The following is a 2286-nucleotide window of genomic DNA, read 5'->3' on the forward strand; positions in this document are numbered from 1 at the left end:
CTGCTCGTCGGTCGCCAGCCGGCGGGCCCGCCCGACATGACCGCCGCTGACCGATGCGGCCCACGCCGCGTCTGCCTCCGGCAGCCCGTCGGAATCCACCAGCACCCGGGCGATCGCGTCCACCGGCGGGGTGACCAGGGCGATGTGCCGGCAGCGCGACCGCAGCGTGATCGCGATGTCCTCAGGGTCCACCGACGGCGCGCACAACAGGAACACCGTCGACGGCGGCGGCTCCTCGACGACCTTCAGCAGCGCGTTGGCGGCGCCCTCGGTGAGCCGGTCGGCGTCCTCGACGACCACGATCTGCCAGCGACCGGTACCCGGGCGCCGCGACGCGATCTGCACGATGTTGCGCATCGCGTCCACGCCGATGGACAGCCCTTCCGGGATGATCCGGCGCACGTCGGCGTGGGTGCCCGCCATCGTGGTGGTGCACGCCCGGCACTCCCCGCACCCGGGCTGCCCATCCGAGGTGCACTGCAGCGCCGCGGCGAAGCACAGCGCCGCCACCGAGCGGCCCGAGCCCGGTGGACCGGTGATCAGCCACGCGTGGGTCATCGCGCCGGCTGCGGTGTCCGTCTCCTCATCGGGGTCATTGTGAGCCGAATCACTGCGTGCGGCCCGCGCCGCCGCGATCAGCTCGGACTCCACTGCGTCCTGGCCCACAAGACGCGAGAAAACACCTGTCATCGCCGATAACAGTAATGCTGCGAACCGACACGTCCGTCCCAGACACCCCGCCACCGTCACGCGCGACCGATACGGTAAGCGGGTGGCCGCCGAACCGAGCGAGATTGGACGAATCAGCGCATTCGTCCGCTGGGTCGCGCGTACCCCGTGGCCGGTGTTCACGCTGGGCATGCTCCAGGCCGACATCATCGGCGCACTGCTCGTCCTCGGCTTCCTGCGGTTCGGCCTGCCTCCGGAGGACCGCATCCAGCTGCAGGATCTGCCCGCCTACAACCTGGCGGTCTTCCTCGGTTACCTGTTCATCTCGTTCACGGTCGCGTCGTACCTGACGCTGCGGATGCTCATCCCCGTGATGCGCTGGCAGCGGCGCGACATGCTGCTCGGCGACCGCGACCCGGCCGAGACCGCGGTGGCCCGGATCCGGGCGCTGAAGATGCCGTTCTACCGCTCGCTGGTCAGCGCCACCAACTGGCTGCTGGGCTCGGTGGTGTTCATCGTCGCCAGCTGGCCGGTGGCGAGCAAGTCCGCGCCGGTGGTGGCCGTCGCCTCCGGGCTGGGCGCGACGGCGACCGCGATCATCGGATACCTGCAGTCCGAACGTGTGCTGCGTCCGGTGGCGGTCGCGGCCCTGCGTGGCGGGGTGCCGGAGAGTTTCCACGCCCCGGGCGTCATCCTGCGCCAGGTGCTGACCTGGGTGCTGTCCACCGGGGTGCCCGTGCTGGCGATCGTCCTCGCGCTGGTGGCCAGCAAGTTCGCCATCCTCACCGCCCCCGCCGAACGCCTGACCACGACGATCCTGCTGTTGGCGATCGCGGCGCTGGTGATCGGGCTGTCGAGCACCGTGCTGGTGGCGATGTCGATCGCCGACCCTCTGCGTCAGCTGCGCTGGGCGCTGGGTGAGGTGCAGCGCGGCAACTACAACGCCCACATGCAGATCTACGACGCCAGCGAGCTCGGGCTGCTGCAGGCCGGTTTCAACGACATGGTGCGTGACCTGGCCGAACGGCAGCGGTTGCGGGATCTGTTCGGGCGCTACGTCGGCGAGGACGTCGCGCGGCGCGCGCTGGAGCGGGGCACCGAACTCGGCGGCCAGGAACGCGACGTCGCCGTGCTGTTCGTCGACCTGGTCGGTTCCACGCAGCTGGCGGCCACCCGCCCGGCGGCCGACGTCGTCAGCCTCCTCAACGATTTCTTCCGGGTGGTGGTCGACACCGTCAACCGTCACGGTGGTTTCGTCAACAAGTTCCAGGGCGACGCGGCGCTGGCCATCTTCGGCGCCCCGATCGAGCATCCCGACGCCTCCGGCGCGGCGCTGGCCGCCTCCCGCGAGCTGCGTGACGAGCTCATCGACGTCCTCGGTGAAACCGACTTCGGCATCGGGGTGTCGGCCGGGCGGGCGATCGCCGGCCACATCGGTGCTCAGGCTCGGTTCGAGTACACCGTCATCGGCGACCCGGTCAACGAGGCCGCGAGGCTGACCGAGCTGGCGAAGCACGAGAAGGGCCACGTGCTGGCATCGGCGATCGCGGTCAGCGACGCCCTGGATTCCGAGGCGCTGTGCTGGGACGTCGGCGAGATCGTCGAGATGCGCGGCCG

General features: G+C 70.4%; 2 protein-coding genes. One reads left to right on the forward strand and one right to left on the reverse strand.

The annotated features are described in order from the left end of the window. Nucleotides 1–690: DNA polymerase III subunit delta' (locus tag WA944_RS16100; protein WP_526647126.1), on the reverse strand; the 690-nt coding region annotated here is incomplete at its 3' end. Between the two features lie 82 nt (nucleotides 691–772). Between WA944_RS16100 and WA944_RS16105 the strand changes: the two genes are divergently transcribed. Beyond that, nucleotides 773–2286, forward strand: a 1514-nt coding sequence (locus WA944_RS16105) for an adenylate/guanylate cyclase domain-containing protein (protein WP_526647127.1), incomplete at its 3' end; no start/stop codon positions are given.

The sequence above is a fragment of the Mycobacterium sp. genome (genome assembly GCF_049683355.1).
Lineage (GTDB): Bacteria > Actinomycetota > Actinomycetes > Mycobacteriales > Mycobacteriaceae > Mycobacterium.